14 protein-coding genes and 1 pseudogene are annotated in these 15,760 nt (G+C 71.8%); 7 read left to right on the top strand and 8 right to left on the bottom strand.

The window, feature by feature from the left end; all coding sequences use genetic code 11:
- Window positions 1-74 precede the first annotated feature (74 nt).
- On the top strand, window positions 75-1,463 hold the full coding sequence (locus OG966_RS16230) for a cystathionine beta-synthase (protein WP_326650354.1): 1,389 nt from the start codon (window positions 75-77) through the stop codon (window positions 1,461-1,463).
- A gap of 418 nt (window positions 1,464-1,881) precedes the next feature.
- Here OG966_RS16230 and OG966_RS16225 read toward each other — a convergent pair whose 3' ends face one another.
- Both OG966_RS16225 and OG966_RS16220 read right to left on the bottom strand, forming a co-directional pair.
- Complete coding sequence (locus OG966_RS16225; protein WP_326650353.1) at window positions 1,882-2,301, bottom strand: hypothetical protein; 420 nt, start codon at window positions 2,299-2,301, stop codon at window positions 1,882-1,884.
- Between the two features lie 255 nt (window positions 2,302-2,556).
- A pseudogene (locus tag OG966_RS16220) lies at window positions 2,557-2,933 on the bottom strand (ATP-binding cassette domain-containing protein); the annotation flags it as partial.
- Between the two features lie 141 nt (window positions 2,934-3,074).
- Between OG966_RS16220 and OG966_RS16215 the strand changes: the two are divergent.
- Window positions 3,075-4,589 carry an aromatic amino acid ammonia-lyase gene (locus OG966_RS16215; RefSeq protein ID WP_326650352.1) on the top strand — a complete coding sequence of 505 codons (1,515 nt, stop codon included), beginning with the start codon at window positions 3,075-3,077 and terminating at the stop codon, window positions 4,587-4,589.
- Window positions 4,586-5,422, top strand: a complete 837-nt coding sequence (locus OG966_RS16210) for a MurR/RpiR family transcriptional regulator (RefSeq protein WP_326650351.1) — start codon at window positions 4,586-4,588, stop codon at window positions 5,420-5,422. The genes OG966_RS16215 and OG966_RS16210 overlap by 4 nt, the downstream gene beginning before the upstream one ends.
- A gap of 106 nt (window positions 5,423-5,528) precedes the next feature.
- Here OG966_RS16210 and OG966_RS16205 read toward each other — a convergent pair whose 3' ends face one another.
- The 5 genes from OG966_RS16205 to OG966_RS16185 all read right to left on the bottom strand — a co-directional run bounded on the left by OG966_RS16205 (window position 5,529) and on the right by OG966_RS16185 (window position 9,252).
- A complete protein-coding gene (locus tag OG966_RS16205; RefSeq protein ID WP_326650350.1) occupies window positions 5,529-5,903 on the bottom strand; it encodes a hypothetical protein in 375 nt (124 codons plus the stop codon).
- 57 nt (window positions 5,904-5,960) lie between these two features.
- Window positions 5,961-6,389 carry a roadblock/LC7 domain-containing protein gene (locus OG966_RS16200; protein ID WP_326650348.1) on the bottom strand — a complete coding sequence of 143 codons (429 nt, stop codon included), beginning with the start codon at window positions 6,387-6,389 and terminating at the stop codon, window positions 5,961-5,963.
- Between the two features lie 37 nt (window positions 6,390-6,426).
- Window positions 6,427-7,152 carry a transcriptional regulator gene (locus OG966_RS16195; RefSeq protein ID WP_326650347.1) on the bottom strand — a complete coding sequence of 242 codons (726 nt, stop codon included), beginning with the start codon at window positions 7,150-7,152 and terminating at the stop codon, window positions 6,427-6,429.
- A 17-nt stretch (window positions 7,153-7,169) separates the two neighbouring features.
- On the bottom strand, window positions 7,170-7,604 hold the full coding sequence (locus OG966_RS16190) for a hypothetical protein (protein ID WP_326650346.1): 435 nt from the start codon (window positions 7,602-7,604) through the stop codon (window positions 7,170-7,172).
- A 328-nt stretch (window positions 7,605-7,932) separates the two neighbouring features.
- Window positions 7,933-9,252 (bottom strand): diaminopimelate decarboxylase, encoded by a 1,320-nt coding sequence (locus tag OG966_RS16185; RefSeq protein WP_326650345.1) that lies wholly within the window; start codon window positions 9,250-9,252, stop codon window positions 7,933-7,935.
- A 118-nt stretch (window positions 9,253-9,370) separates the two neighbouring features.
- Here OG966_RS16185 and hutU point away from each other — a divergent pair, with 118 nt between their 5' ends.
- The 4 genes from hutU (at window position 9,371) to hutI (ending at window position 14,890) form a co-directional block, all read left to right on the top strand.
- The gene (gene hutU / locus OG966_RS16180) at window positions 9,371-11,035 is read left to right on the top strand and encodes a urocanate hydratase (RefSeq protein ID WP_326650344.1); all 1,665 of its coding nucleotides are present in this window, start codon (window positions 9,371-9,373) and stop codon (window positions 11,033-11,035) included.
- A gap of 56 nt (window positions 11,036-11,091) precedes the next feature.
- Complete coding sequence (locus tag OG966_RS16175) at window positions 11,092-12,282, top strand: allantoate amidohydrolase (RefSeq protein WP_326655238.1); 1,191 nt, start codon at window positions 11,092-11,094, stop codon at window positions 12,280-12,282.
- Complete coding sequence (locus OG966_RS16170; RefSeq protein WP_326655237.1) at window positions 12,279-13,622, top strand: formimidoylglutamate deiminase; 1,344 nt, start codon at window positions 12,279-12,281, stop codon at window positions 13,620-13,622. The genes OG966_RS16175 and OG966_RS16170 overlap by 4 nt, the downstream gene beginning before the upstream one ends.
- Window positions 13,623-13,717: 95 nt before the next feature.
- On the top strand, window positions 13,718-14,890 hold the full coding sequence (hutI, locus tag OG966_RS16165; RefSeq protein WP_326650343.1) for an imidazolonepropionase: 1,173 nt from the start codon (window positions 13,718-13,720) through the stop codon (window positions 14,888-14,890).
- On the opposite strand, the gene OG966_RS16160 is transcribed toward hutI, so the two are convergent.
- Window positions 14,869-15,735 carry an SDR family oxidoreductase gene (locus OG966_RS16160; protein ID WP_326650342.1) on the bottom strand — a complete coding sequence of 289 codons (867 nt, stop codon included), beginning with the start codon at window positions 15,733-15,735 and terminating at the stop codon, window positions 14,869-14,871. The genes hutI and OG966_RS16160 overlap by 22 nt on opposite strands.
- Window positions 15,736-15,760 lie beyond the last annotated feature (25 nt).

Raw genomic sequence — 15,760 nt, 5'->3', positions numbered from 1 at the left:
TAGGTACCGTCGCCCAATCCCGCGCTCGTCCGCTTACGCTGGCGGCACCACTACGGAGATCCCGGAGAAACATTGTGCGCATCCACCACTCGATGATCAGTCTTGTCGGCAATACCCCGCTGGTGAAGCTGAACAGCGTGACCGCAGGCATCCAGGCGACCGTCCTGGCCAAGGTCGAGTACTTCAACCCCGGCGGCTCGGTGAAGGACCGGATCGCCCTGCGCATGATCGAGGCGGCCGAGCAGAGCGGCGCGCTGCAGCCCGGCGGCACGATTGTGGAGCCGACCAGCGGAAACACCGGTGTCGGGCTTGCGATCGTGGCCCAGCAGAAGGGCTACAAGTGCATCTTCGTCTGCCCGGACAAGGTGTCCACGGACAAGATCAATGTGCTCCGTGCGTACGGTGCCGAGGTCGTCGTCTGCCCCACGGCCGTCGACCCGGACCACCCTGACTCCTACTACAACGTCTCGGACCGCCTGGTGCGGGAGACCCCGGGCGCCTGGAAGCCCGACCAGTACTCCAACCCGAACAACCCCCGTTCGCACTACGAGAGCACCGGTCCTGAGCTCTGGGACCAGACGGACGGGCGGATCACCCACTTCGTCGCGGGCGTCGGCACGGGCGGCACGATTTCCGGGACCGGCCGCTACCTCAAGGAGGTCAGCGACGGGACGGTCCAGATCATCGGCGCGGATCCGGAGGGCTCCGTGTACTCCGGCGGCTCCGGCCGGCCGTACCTCGTCGAGGGTGTCGGCGAGGACTTCTGGCCGAGTGCGTACGACCGGACGGTGACCGACGAGATCGTCGCCGTCTCCGACAAGGACTCCTTCCAGATGACGCGCCGCCTCGCCAAGGAGGAGGGGCTGCTCGTCGGCGGCTCGTGCGGCATGGCGGTGGTCGCGGCGCTCCGCGTGGCCGAGCGGCTCGGCCCCGACGACATCGTGGTCGTCCTGCTGCCGGACAGCGGCCGCGGCTACCTCAGCAAGATCTTCAACGACGAGTGGATGGCGGACTACGGATTCCTGGAGGGTGAGGGCCCGTCCGCGAGCGTCACCGAGGTGCTCAGGCACAAGGAGGGCGGCAAGATCCCGAGCCTGGTGCACATGCACCCGGAGGAGACCGTCGGCGAGGCGATCGAGGTGCTGCGCGAGTACGGCGTCTCGCAGATGCCGATCGTCAAGCCGGGGGCGGGACACCCGGACGTGATGGCCGCGGAGGTCATCGGCTCGGTCGTCGAGCGGGAACTGCTGGACGCGCTGTTCACGCAGCGCGCCTCGCTGACCGACCCGCTGGAGAAGCACATGTCCTCGCCGCTGCCGCAGGTCGGCTCGGGCGAGCCGGTCGGCGACCTGATGAAGGTGCTCGGCGAGGCGGACGCGGCGATCGTGCTGGTCGAGGGGAAGCCGACGGGTGTGGTGAGCCGTCAGGACCTGCTGGCGTTCCTGGCGATGGGCGGCAAGTAGCGGCGCAACCGCGCACGTTTTCCGCTGTGCCTTCCCGGGAGGCAACCTCCCGGACCTCCCGGTCGCGAAAAAGGTACGAGCGCGTCACGTTCGCGCAGCACCCGCTTAACACGAGTCAGGCACATTGGTGGATGTCGGCAGGGGGACCGGGCAGGTAACCCGGCCGGCACCACAGCGGCGTCTAGGACCTCCGGAGCGGCTCCCGGACCTCCCAAGACGCCCTGGACGCGGCGACCGGCCCTGACCCGGGACCGTGTCCCACGCGGGGACCGCCGTCGTCCCGCCCTCCGGCTCGCCGGGGGTGCGGCGGTCCCCGCCAAGACTTTTCGGCCCGGGTCGCCTCCGGGGCGCCGTGGCCGAGCCCGGTTCCGGGGTGCGGACCACCAGCGGCCCGTGCTGCCCGGCAGGCGTACGGGTGCTAGTCCTCCCAGTCGGACTTCTGAGGCTGCTGCCGGCGGATCCACGGCCAGCCCCTGGCCGCGTGTACCGCGTTCACGCCGACGATGCCGAGCCAGGTGACCACCAGCCCTTTGAAGTCGGCGTTCACCACGCCGATCGCCGACAGCGGGATGGCCAGGATCATCGAGATGATGCCGAAGCCGAAGCGCTCCCCGAAATTCGCTTCCGTGGAGTGCGGCGGGCGGGCGCCCCGGGCGACCACCATCTGCTGCTCGGCGAGCTGGCGCCGGACACGGCGGTCCACCGTGCCGTCGAGCCGCTGCTCGACCTTCTCCAGGAACGATTCGACGAGCGCGGACTCGTATTCCTCCCCCAGCTCGCGGCGGGCGTGCAGGGTGGCGTCGAGCTCTTTCTTGAGCTCAGGGTCGCGGGCTTCCATAGCCGTTCACGCTACGTGCGGCGGGCGGTCGCGTCAGTGGGGCTAACCCCTGTTTTTCCCTGGGGGTACCCGGTGGATGGACAGCGGGTACCGCTGGGTCCACGGCGCACGCGGCGGGACCACGGCGCGGACAAGGAGAAGAGCCCGTCGCGGCAGGGCGGGACGCGGGACCGTCCTCGCCCCACCCCGTCAGGACCTGCCGCTGCGCCGGGGTGGGTCGGAGCCGGTACGGGCGCCTTACTTCCCGGTGAGGCCGGCCGGCAGGCCGACCTTCTCGAGCAGCTCCGCCGCCCGCGCCCGCGCCTTGCGCCGGCCCCAGCCCAGCAGCAGCGGCACGGTCGCGATGTTGTCGAGGATCGTGCGGTGCGGGAAGAGGCCGGACTGCTGGATGACGTATCCGATGGAGCGGCGCAGCTCCGCGGCGTCCTGCGTCAGGACGTCCTTGCCGCCCGCGCGGATCGTGCCCGAGGTCGGATCGACCATCCGGTTGATCATGCGGAGCGTGGTGGTCTTACCGCACCCGGAGGAACCGCCAGGACGGTGATACCGGCTGCCGTGGTGCCGTTGGGAAGCGCTCCGGGGGTCCGGGGGTGCCCCCCGGAGAGACGCAGCACTGCTTCGAATTTGATCATCACTCGTCCCTTGCCCGGCCTGCATATGGTCATGCAGAGTTCTCGGTGTCTGAATAAATTGTCAATGCCCCGGGGTAAATCACTGGTGACGGATGCTCGGGAAGCAAGATGAGCCGCCCGAAAAGGAGGGGATTACGCGTGATGTCGTCCCACATCGTGGACTCGCCCACCGGCATCGTGGTCCTCGACGGACAGAGCCTCCCGGTCGCGGACATCGTCCGACTGGCCGATGGCGCGGCCCGTCCCGTACCCGGATCCGAGGCGATCAAGCGCGTCGAGGTCTCCTGGGACGCGGCGCGGGAGCTCGCCGCTTCGGGCCGGGTCTACGGGCGCTCCACCGGCGTCGGTGCCAACCGGAACGAGGACGTGCCGACCGGGGCCGCCGCCGATCACGGGCTGCGGCTGCTGCGCTCGCACGCCGGCGCGATCGGCGATCCGCTGCCGGCCCGACAGGTCCGCGCCATGCTCGCCGTACGGGCCAACCAGTTGCTCGCGGGCGGTGCCGGGCTGCGGCCCGGCGTCGTCACCGCGCTCTGCGAGGCGCTGGAGAGCGGCGCGTACCCCGTCGTCAACGAGTTCGGCTCGGTCGGCACCGGCGATATCGCGGCCCTGGCCCAGATGGGCCTCGCGCTGGCCGGTGAACATCCCTGGGAGGGCGGCCCGCCGCCCGAGGCGCAGGCCCTCGACAACAACGACGCCCTGGCCCTGATCAGCTCCAACGCCCTCACCCTCGGGCAGGCCGCGCTCGCCCTGGACGAGCTGCGCGCACTCGTCTCGGCCACCGAGCTGGTCGCCGCGCTCTCGCTGCTCGCGGTCGACGGCTCGTACGAGGCGTACGCGGAACCCGTGCACGCGGCCCGGCCGCACCCCGGCACGTACGCCGTCGCCGCCAGGATGCGGCAGCTGCTCGGCGCGCCCGAGCGGCCCACGCCGCCGCTCGGACGGATACAGGATCCGTACGGATTCCGCTGTCTGCCGCAGATCCACGGGCCGGCGCAGGACGCGGCGGACGCGCTGGAGCGGACCCTCGCCGTCGAGATCAACGCGGCCGCCGAGAACCCGCTGATCCGCGCCGCCGACATGGCCGCGTATCACCACGGCGGCTTCTACATGGCCCAACTCGCCCTGGACCTGGACCACTTCAGGCTCGCGATCAGTCAGACCGCGCGACTGTCCACCTCCCGGCTCTCCGCCCTGAACGAGCCCGCCTTCACCCGGCTGCGGCCCTTCCTCGCGGACGCGGAGGCTGCGAGCTCCGGCGTGATGATCCTCGAGTACGCCGCCGGCGCGGCCCTCGGCGATCTGCGGGCCTTTTCCGCACCCGCCTCGCTCGGCCACGCGGTACTGTCCCGGGGCGTCGAGGAACAGGCCAGCTTCGCCTCGTTGGCGGCGCGCCAGACTCTGCGGGCGGGCGGCGCGTACCGGCTCGTCGTCGGCTGCGAACTCGTTGCCGCCGTACGGGCGTTGCGCCAGCGCGGGCTGCGGCCCGATCCGGAGCTTCCGGTGGGCAGGGCCTTCGAGCTGGCCGAGGCCGTACTGGACGACGAGCTCGCCGACCGGCCGCTGACCGATGATGTGACGGCGGCGGCCGCGCTGCTCGACCGGTTCACGGACCTGGCGACGGAGATGACGGACCTGATGAGGGGGATGGCATGAGCGACAGCCCTGCCGCACGGCTGCAGCAGCTCTTCGAGGGGCACCGGCTCACTCCCACCCAGCGGCGTATCGCACACAGCATGGTGCGCCGGGCCGGTGACGCGCCGTTCCTGTCCAGCGTGGAGCTCGCCGAACTGGCGGGGGTCAGCCAGCCGTCCGTCACCCGATTCGCCGTCGCGCTCGGCTTCGACGGCTATCCGGCGCTGCGCAAGTATCTGCGGGAGGTCGCGCCCGCGGAGAGCGAGGGCGGGAAGGACGGGTACAACGAGTACCAGCAGGCGGTGCAGGCCGAGATCGAGAACCTCTCCCATCTGGCCGAACTGCTCGCCGACCCGGCCCCGGTCGAGCGCGCGGGCCGGCTGCTCGCCGCGTCCCGCCCGCTCCCGGTGCTCGGCCTGCGCGCCGCGTCCTCGCAGGCCCGCGGCTTCGCGTACTTCGCGGCCAAGGTGCATCCGGATGTGCGCCTCCTCGACGAGGGCGGCACGCTGCTCGCCGACCGCATCGACGCGGCCCGCACGGCCGGCGCGAGCGCGCTGCTCTGCTTCGCACTGCCGCGCCACCCGAAGGAGGTCGTGGAGGCGCTGGCGTACGCGCGCTCGGCGGGTCTGAAGGTGGTGACGGTCGCGGACTCGGCGTTCGCACCGGTGGCGGGCCACAGCGACCTGCTGATCCCCGCGGCGGTCGGCACGGGGCTGGCCTTCGACACGGCGTGCGCGCCGATGCTGCTGGGCCGGGTGCTGCTGGAGGCGATGTGCGACGACCTGCCGGACGCGCAGGCGCGTCTGGAGGAGTTCGACACGAGAGCGGCGGCGCGGGGCCTGTTCGTGGAGTAGCCGGGCCTGTTGGTGAGCAGCGGGGCTCCGCCCCGTGGCCCCGCTGCTCCACGCCGGGACAGGCTTCATGAGGAGCCCGTCCCGGCGGTGGATGACACAGGGGCGGTCAGACCTCCAGCTCGGCCTCGATCTTCCTCAGCTGGTGCCTGGCCATGGCAAGGTTCGCCCGGTCCTTGTCGAGTGCCAGGTAGAGGAAGAGACCGTTGGTCCCGCGGCCCTTGAGCAGCCGGATCAGGTGGTACTGCGAGCTGAGGGTGATCAGGATGTCCTCGATACCGTCCTTGAGCCCGAGCTGCTCCATGGTGCGTACCTTGGCGCGCACCACATCGGTGTTGCCCGCCGCGGCGACCGACAGGTCCAGGTCCTTTCCGCCGCCGACAGTGCCGAGGGCCATTCCGCTGGTGTAGTCGACGAGTGCGGCGCCGATGGCGCCCTCGATGACAGTGGTGGCTTCCTTGAGGGCGCGTTCGGTGTTGGCCATGAGATGCGCACTTCCTTTCCGTCTGCTGGGTGTTCGTGATGGTGTGTCGGTCATGGGTCAGGTGTTCTCCGGTCGTTCGAGTGCGCCGTCGACCAGCTCGCCGATGCGGGCGCCGGAGCGGCGGGCCTCGAGGTGGAGCCGTCCCACGTTGATGCGTGGCTCGGCCAGGAGGGTGAGGACGGCCGAGGAGCCTGCCGCGTAGGTCGCGACGTATCCCCGTTCGCCCCGGACCAGTAGCTCGCGGAAGCCCCCCTGCCCGGTGGCCTCGGTCAGCCGCAGCGCGACGCCGAGGGCGGCGGCGGTCAGCGCGGCGACGCTCTCCGCGTCCGTGGAGTCCGCCGCCAGCACGAGTCCGTCCGTGCTGGCGGCGAGTACGCCGGTCAGCTGCGGCACGCGCACGCGCAGTTTCTTCAGTTCAGCGAGCACGTCGGCCTCGGCCGTCATGAGCTGTCTCCTCTCGGCGCGCAGCCTCAGTGCGCGCCTCATGACGGTGTGCAAGGGACCTGGTGGGCGGAGCGGTGCGTCACAGGGTTGCCTCCAGGGCGTCGCGGAGCCGGCGGAGCAGGGCGGAGTCCAGGACGGACGGGGGCTCGGCGGTCTCGGGGGCGGCAGCGGGCTCGCCGGGCGTCGCGATGAGCCCCTCGGCGGCCAGCCTCCGGACCTCGAGCAGGGTGTTGAAGGCGGGACGTCCCAGTTTCCGGGCGACCGCGGCCGGCGTGCGTACGCCGTCGGCGAGGTCCAGCAACGACTGCCGGCGGGGGCCGACCGCCCGTCCCGCGGTGTGCGGGGAGCGCTCGAGCGGCGCGGTGTCGACCGCGGGGTAGGGCCATACGGAGTCCAGCAGCCGGCTGCGCCGCTGGGCCTCGCGTTCGACGACCTGTGTGGGCACCGGCCGCACCCGGCCGATCCAGTGGGCGACGCCGTAGCGGAAGCGGCTCGGACCACTGGCGGGCGCCAGGGCGAAGAAGGCCGCGTCGAACAGCGCGCCGAGATGGCAGATCTCCAGCTCGCCGCCCGCCACTTGGCCGCTGTCGACGAGGAAGCGGGCGACCTCGCGGCGCGACCCCGCCTGCGCCACCGCCTCCGCCCAGCTCCCGGGCTCCAGCCGGCCGCTCGCCGTCAGCAGGACGTCGAGTCCGGGCGCGTCGGGGCTCTCGGCGTGCACGACCTGGCCGTCGGCCAGATAGAGGGCGCCGTGGTCGCGTACGAGAACGCCGGTGGCCCGCTCGTCCGCGAGTCTGACGAGCATCGGGGATATGGCCGCTCTCATCCGAGCACCAGCCTCTCGGCCAGGTTCTGCAGGCGCAGCCGGGCCAGTGCGAGATTGCCCAGATCCCGGTCGAGCCACAGATGGAGGAACACGCTGCTGTCGAAGGTGGTCTCCACGAAACGCATCACGTGATAGCCGGTGCGGGTGGTGACGATGAGGTCCTCGACGGGCGGCCCCTCGTTCTTGCTGTCGCCCTTGCCCCGGCCCGCGCCCTCGCTCCCGTACGCCGTGGGCTCCGCCGGCGCGAACGTCGTGTACTCGGTGGCCATCCGGGCCAGTTCGGCCGTCTCCGCGGCGGTGGCCTCGTGGTCGCTGCCCGGCGACTCGCCGACCGCGCCGAGAGCGAGCCCGCTGATCCAGTCCACGATGGATGCTCCGCGTGCGCCCGGCACCAGCATGGCTTCGAGCAGGCACTCGTCGATTCCGGGCACGCGGATTCCCCTCTCCGCCACGGCGCGCCGCGCACTGATGTGCGGCAGTGACGGAGAGGTTACGCAACGTGGCCACTGCTGGGGGGAGTTGGGGCATTTTCCATCGGAACATGCCGCTGCCCCGATAAGGTCCGCGGGCCACCGCCTGCTCCTGAGTGCCGAGAGCGGGCCCTCAGGCATGCCCGTACGCGGGCGGTCGGCTCAGTTCCCGAGGCCGATCGCCAGGACCGAGACGAAGATGATCCCGGCGAGGGCGTACGGCGCCCGGAAAGCACCGTGCCCATGGCGCGCGGCAGGATGCGGCGTGAGCGGCAGGGGCCCGGGAGGTTCAGGGGGCGGTCAGTGCGTCCGCGTGCGCGCCGCCCGACTCGGCGACGATCTCCTCCAGGCTCTGCGGGTCCCGGACGGTGGTGAACCGCACCGGCCCGTCCGCGGCGGTGACAAATCCGTGGACGCCGGGCCGGGGCAGGCTGTTGTAGCCGTAGTGGTTCGAGAAGTAGTACGCGCCGGTGTCCAGCGCCGCGATCACATCACCCTGCTCCAGCAGCGGCAGCGGGCGCGCCTCGGCGAGCAGGTCGCCGGCGAAGCAGGCGGGTCCCGCGATGTCCTGCACGACGGCCGCCCCCGCCTTCGGACGGCCCCCGGCGTCGTACGCGACGATGCGCAGTGGCCACGAGGAGGGGTCGTACACGGTACGGGTCGCGATCTGGACGCCTGCGTGGGTGACCGCGATGGGGCGCGACCCGGCGGTCTTGGCGTACTCGACGCGGGCGAGGACCGTGCCGTGCTTGGCGAGGAGGGACCGGCCGAACTCGGTGACGAGGCCGTAGCGGCCGTCGAGCAGCCCGGGGACCTGCTCCTTCAGCAGCCGGGCGTACTCGGCGAAGGTGGGCGACTGTTCGTCGGAGGCGAAATTGACCGGGAGGCCGCCGCCGATGTCGACGGTGTCGATCTGCTGCCGGCCGGCCGCGGCGTTGATCTCCTCGGCCAGCTCGTGCACGGCCAGGATGCCCTGCGCCATCAGGGTCAGCGGCATGCCCTGCGAGCCGGAGTGAGCATGCAGCCTGGTCAGCCACGGGCGGTCGAGATACGCGCGTACGACCCGGTCGCGGGCGCCTTCGTCACGCAGCGCGACACCGAATTTGGAGGTCGCGGTGGCCGTCGACAGGGCTCCGATGGCACCGCCGCCGACCTGTGGATTGACGCGCAGGCCGAGCGGGGACCGGATGGCGGTGCCCTGGACGAGGGCGTCGATGTGCGCGAGCTCCTGCCAATTGTCGGCGTTGACGGCGATACCGAGTGTGAGGGCCTCGCGCAGTTCGGCGGGCGTCTTGGCGGGAGAGTCGAGGACCGTGTGGTCGCTCCCCACGCCGGCGGCGCGGGCCAGCGCCAGCTCGCCCGGGCTCGCGACCTCCGCGCCGATGCCTTCGGCGTGCAGCAGTGCGAGCACGGGGACCAGCGGCGCGGCCTTCACGGCGAAGGCGTGCAGTACGGGGGCGTCGGTGACGGCGGCGAAGGCGGCCCGCAGCGCGGCGGCCGAGGCGCGGATGCCGGCCACGTCGAGGAGCGCGGCGACCGGCTGTGCCTCGCTGAGAAGTCCCTGCTCCACTGCCGCTCGTACGGCTTGATCCCGACGGTCTGAAGGCATGTGCGCCAGCCAATCACCCGGCAAGCCGCATCGCAGCTGTTGACTAAGACTATTCAGACGGACAAGATGTGAATAGATAAGCCAACAGTCATGGTCGCAGTCGCGAGGAGGCATTGCCATGTCAGGACCCCGCCCCGTACGGGCACCGCGCGGTACGGAACTGAGCGCCCTGGGATGGCAGCAGGAAGCCGCCCTCCGCATGCTCCAGAACAACCTCGACCCCGAGGTCGCCGAGCATCCCGACAAGCTCGTCGTCTACGGCGGCACCGGCAAGGCGGCCCGCGACTGGCGCTCCTTCGACGCGATGGTGCGCACGCTGCAGACGCTGAAGCAGGACGAGACGATGCTTGTCCAGTCCGGGCGTCCGGTCGGCGTGATGCAGACGCACGAATGGGCGCCGCGGGTGCTCATCGCCAACTCCAACCTGGTCGGCGACTGGGCGAACTGGGAGGAGTTCCGGCGGCTGGAGCAGCTGGGTCTGACCATGTACGGCCAGATGACGGCCGGCTCCTGGATCTACATCGGCACGCAGGGCATCCTGCAGGGCACGTACGAGACGTTCGCGGCGGTCGCCGCCAAGAAGTTCGGCGGCACGCTCGCCGGGACGATCACGCTGACCGCCGGTCTGGGCGGCATGGGCGGCGCGCAGCCGCTCGCCGTGACGATGAACGACGGCGTCGCGATCTGCATCGACGTCGACCCGCGCGCGATCGAGCGCCGTATCGAGCACCGCTACCTGGACGTGCGCGCGAACTCGCTGGAGCACGCGCTCCAGCTCGCCGTCGAGGCCCGCGACGCCCGCAAGCCGCTCTCCATCGGCCTGCTCGGCAACGCCGCGGAACTGCTGCCGCGCATGCTCGCCGAAGGTGCGCCGATCGACATCGTGACCGACCAGACCTCGGCCCACGACCCGCTGGCCTACCTGCCCCTGGGCATCGACTTCGACGACATGGCTTCGTACGCCGCCGAGAAGCCCGCCGACTTCACACAGCGCGCCCGCGAGTCCATGGCCCGCCATGTGGAGGCGATGGTCGGCTTCATGGACGCCGGCGCCGAGGTCTTCGACTACGGCAACTCCATCCGTGGCGAGGCCCAACTGGCCGGTTACGAGCGGGCGTTCGCCTTCCCCGGCTTTGTGCCCGCGTATATCCGGCCGCTGTTCTGCGAGGGCAAGGGCCCGTTCCGGTGGGCGGCCCTGTCCGGCGAGGCCTCGGACATCCACAAGACCGACAAGGCGATGCTCGAGCTCTTCCCGGAGAACGAGTCGCTGCACCGCTGGATCAAGATGGCCGGCGAGCGCGTCCACTTCCAGGGTCTGCCGGCGCGTATCTGCTGGCTCGGCTACGGCGAGCGCGACAAGGCGGGCGAGCGCTTCAACGACATGGTGGCCTCCGGTGAGCTGGCCGCCCCGCTGGTGATCGGCCGCGACCACCTGGACTGCGGCTCCGTCGCATCCCCCTACCGCGAGACCGAGGCCATGCTGGACGGGTCGGACGCCATCGCCGACTGGCCGCTGCTCAACGCCATGGTCAACGTGGCCTCGGGCGCGAGCTGGGTGTCGATCCACCACGGCGGTGGCGTCGGCATGGGCCGCTCCATCCACGCCGGCCAGGTCTCGGTGGCGGACGGCACGAAGCTCGCGGGCGAGAAGATCCGCCGCGTACTGACGAACGACCCGGGCATGGGCGTCATCCGCCACGTGGACGCGGGCTACGACATCGCGGAGTCGGTCGCGGACGAGCTCGGTGTGCGTGTCCCGATGCGCGAGGGCGACCAGGCGTGACCGTGAACGCTCCCGGCAACACCCCCGCCGGACCGGCGGGGGCCTCCTTCCACGAGATGTGGCGGGACCTCGAACCCATCGGCCGCGACGCGGACACCCGCGGCTACCGCCGCTACGCCTGGACCGGCGCCGACGCCGACTGCCGCGCCTGGTTCAAGGCACAGGCCGACTCCCGAGGCCTGACCTACGAGCTCGACCGCAACGGCAACCAGTGGGCCTGGCTCGGCGACCCGCTCGCCGAGGGTGCCGTCGTCACCGGCTCCCACCTGGACTCGGTCCCCGACGGCGGTGCCTTCGACGGCCCGCTCGGCGTGGTCTCCTCCTTCGCCGCACTCGACGAACTGCGCGCCAGAGGAGCCCGGTTCACGAAGCCGATCGCCATCACCAACTTCGGCGACGAGGAGGGCGCCCGCTTCGGTCTCGCCTGCGTGGGCTCGCGTCTCGCCTCCGGACAGCTGACGCGCGAAGCGGCGTACGGGCTGCGCGACGGCGACGGGGTGTCGCTCCCGCAGGCCATGGCGGAGGCCGGGTACGACCCGTCCACCATCGGTCCCGACCCCGAACGGCTCGCCCGTATCGGCGCGTTCGTCGAGCTCCATGTCGAGCAGGGCCGGGCGCTCGACCTGTCAGGTGACCGCGTCGGCATCGCATCCGCGATCTGGCCGCACGGCCGCTGGCGGTTCGACTTCCACGGCGAGGCCAACCACGCGGGCACGACGCGGCTCGTCGACCGCCGCGACCCGATGCTGACATACGCCGAGACGGTCCTCGCGGCCCGCCGCGAGGCCGAACTCGCGGGCGCGGTCGCCACGTTCGGCAAGATCTCCGTCGAGCCGAACGCCGTCAACGCGATCCCGTCGCTGGTGCGCGGCTGGCTGGACTCGCGCGCCGCCGACCAGTCCACGCTCGACACGGTCGTCTCCGCGATCGAGCGGGCGGCGAAGGAGCGGGCCGAGCGGGACGGCGTCGACCTGCGTGTCGTGCGCGAGTCCTTCACCCCGGTGATCGAGTTCGAGCACGCGCTGCGCGACGAGATGAACAAGATCCTCGGCGGCTCCGTCCCCGTGCTCGGCACGGGCGCGGGACACGACGCGGGAATCCTGTCCGGCGCCATCCCGACAGCCATGCTGTTCGTACGGAACCCGACAGGCGTCTCGCACTCCCCGGCCGAGTCGGCGGCCGAGGACGACTGCGTCGCCGGGGTCATCGCGCTCGCCGACGTACTGGAGGGTCTCGCGTGCAGATGACGTACTGGCTGGAACATGCCTGGCTCGGCACACATGTCGAGCCGGGCGTGGCCCTGGACGTGACGGACGGCCGGATCACCGCCGTACGCACCGAGGTCGGCGCCCCGCCGCCGGGCGCGGTCGTGCTGCGGGGCTTCACGATCCCCGGCCTCGCGAACGCCCACTCGCATGCTTTCCACCGGGGCCTGCGCGGCCTCGTCCAGGTCGGGTCGGGGACTTTCTGGACCTGGCGCGAGTTCATGTACGGGGTCGCTTCACGGCTGACACCGGAGTCGTACCACGCGCTGGCACGGGCGGTGTACGCGGAGATGGCGCTGGCGGGGATCACGGCGGTCGGCGAGTTCCACTATGTGCATCACGCGCCGGGCGGCACCCCGTATGCCGAGCCCAACGCCATGGGAGAGGCGCTGATCGCCGCCGCCGCGGACGCGGGCATCCGGATCACCCTGCTCGACACGGCGTATCTGTCGTCCGCCATCGGGAACAAGCACACCGGGGAGCCGCCGACCGCGCATCAGCTTCGCTTCTCCGACGGCACGGCGGAGGCGTGGGCGCAGCGCGCCTCGCTGCTGAAGGACGGTGACACGGTACGGATCGGGGCGGCGATCCACTCCGTACGGGCGGTTCCGGCGGAGCAGCTGTCCACCGTCGCTTCCTGGGCAGCCGCACGGAACGCCCCCCTTCATGTCCACCTCTCCGAGCAGACCGCGGAGAACGACGCCTGTCTGGCCGCGCACGGGTGCACACCGGCCCGGCTGCTCGCCGACCACGGTGTGCTCGGCCCCCGGACGACGGGCGTCCACAACACGCATCTGACGCACGAGGACATCGCGCTGGTCGGCGGGAGCGGGACGGGCACCTGCATGTGCCCGACGACCGAGCGGGACTTGGCGGACGGCATCGGGCCCGCGGCCGACCTCCAGCGCGAGGGCTCCCCGCTCTCGCTCGGCAGCGACAGCCACGCGGTGATCGACCTGCTGGAAGAGGCCCGCGCGATGGAGCTGGACGAACGCCTGCGAACCCGTACGCGCGGCCACTGGACGGCCGCGTCGCTGCTGCGCGCCGCCACGGAGGACGGGCACGCGGCGCTGGGCTGGGACGAGGCGGGGCGCCTGGAGGCCGGCGCGCTCGCCGACTTCACGACGGTGGCCCTCGACACCGTACGCACGGCGGGGCCGCTGCCGCGACTGGCCGCGGAGACGGCGGTGTTCGCGGCGACGGCCGCGGACGTGCGGCACACGGTCGTGGCGGGCCGCCACGTGGTCCGCGACGGCTCCCACACCCTGGTCCCGGACGTCCCGTCGGCCTTGTCGGAAGCGATCGCGGCCCTGCGCGCATGACGTTGAACTTCCCCCACCCCGCCCCTGTGTCCGGGGGCGAAGCCCCCAGTCACGGGAAGGGGCGGGGAAGGGCAATGACCCTCGGAGAGGAACCCATGACCACCACCGTCATCACCAACATCGGCAGCCTCGTCACCAACGACCCCGCCCTCGGCGACGGAACCCCCATCGGCCTCCTCCAGGACGCCGCAGTAGTCGTCGACGGCGACCACGTCGCCTGGGTCGGGCCCACCGCCGACGCCCCGGCAGCCGATGACGCCGTCGACGCCGCCGGGCGCGCCGTCATCCCCGGCTTCGTCGACTCCCACTCCCACCTCCTCTTCGCCGGCGACCGCACTCAGGAGTTCAACGCCCGGATGTCCGGCCGTGCCTACTCCGCCGGCGGCATCCGCACCACCGTCGCCGCGACCCGCGCGGCCGGCGACGAGGCTCTCGAAGCGAACCTCACGCACTACCTCCGCGAGGCCCTCCGCCAGGGCACCACAACCTTCGAGACCAAGTCCGGCTACGGGCTCACCGTCGAGGACGAGGCTCGCGCCCTGCGCATCGCCGCGCTCCACACCGACGAGGTCACCTACCTCGGCGCGCACATCGTCCCGCCCGACTACGCCGACGACCCCGCGGCGTACGTCGCCCTGGTCACCGGCGAGATGCTCGACGCCTGTGCTCCGTACGCCCGTTGGGTCGATGTCTTCTGCGAGAAGGGCGCCTTCGACGGCGACCAGGCCCGCGCGATCCTCACCGCCGGCAAGGCGAAGGGCCTGCACCCTCGCGTCCATGCCAACCAGCTCAGCTACGGCCCCGGCGTGCAGCTCGCCGTCGAGCTCGACGCCGCTTCCGCCGACCACTGCACGCACCTCACCGACGCGGACGTCGACGCGCTCGCCAACAGCGCGACCGTCGCCACGCTCCTCCCCGGCGCGGAGTTCTCCACCCGCGCACAGTGGCCCGACGCCCGCCGCCTGCTGGACGCGGGCGTGACCGTCGCGCTGTCCACGGACTGCAACCCGGGCTCGTCCTTCACGTCCTCCGTTCCGTTCTGTATCGCGCTCGCCGTACGGGACATGGGCATGACTCCGGACGAGGCGATCTGGTCCGCGACGGCCGGCGGCGCGGCGGCCCTGCGCCGTACCGACATCGGCCGCGTCACCCCCGGCGCCCGCGCCGACCTCGCCCTGCTCGAGGCCCCGAGCCATGTCCACCTGGCCTACCGGCCGGGCGTGCCGCTCGTCTCGGAGGTCTGGCGTCAGGGCAAGAGGTGCCGGTAACTGCCCGGATGCTCGGCCAGGTACTCGGTGAAGCTCTGCGCCGGACGGCCCGTCAGCCGCGGGACAACGTCGGACACGGTGGCCGTCTCGCCGTTGGCGATGGCTTCGTAGGAGGACACCCAGCCGGCGACCTCCCACTCCTCCGCGCCGTACCCGGCCCGTGAGGCGTACGCCTCCGCGCGCGTCTCGGCCACGTAGGTGATCGGACGCCCGCTGACCCGGGTCAGCTCCGCGGCGACCTCGTCGAGGGAGAGCGCCTCGGGTCCGGTGACGTCGTACGTCGCCCCGTCGTGCCCTTCCCCGAGTAGCACGGCAGCGGCGACATCCGCGATGTCCTCGTGCGCCACCGCCCCGACCCGCCCGTCCCCGGCGGGCCCGCGGATGACCCCGTCCGCGGCGGCCAGGGTGGGCAGCACGGCCATATAGAGGTTGTCGCGGAGGAAGGTGTACGCGAGCCCCGTGCCCCGGATGTACTCCTCGGTGTGCCAGTGATCGCGCGCGAAGGTGAAGGTGGCATTGGGCGCGGCGCCGATGAACGACACGTACACGATCCGCTCGACTCCCGCCGCGACGGCCGCGTCCACGGCGGTGATGTGCTCCCGCACCCGGTCGGCCGCCTCGTGTGCCGACACCAGGAAGAGCGTGTCGGCCCCTTCGATCGCCCGGCGCATGGCCTCCCCGTCCCCGTATGCCGCCGACGGCGCCTTGACGCACCTGGCGAGGTCCGGAAGCCGTCCGGGATCCCGCCCCAGCAGCCGCGCGCCCACCCCCCGCCCGGAGAGCCGCCGAGCGAGACGCCCGCCGATCTGTCCGCCTGCTCCGGTGACGGCGATGGCTGGGGGCATGGGCGCGTCCTCTCGTCGTGCTGCT

This window comes from Streptomyces sp. NBC_01750, assembly GCF_035918095.1.
Taxonomy (GTDB): Bacteria; Actinomycetota; Actinomycetes; order Streptomycetales; family Streptomycetaceae; genus Streptomyces.
This window is presented reverse-complemented; position numbering and strand designations above follow the sequence as displayed.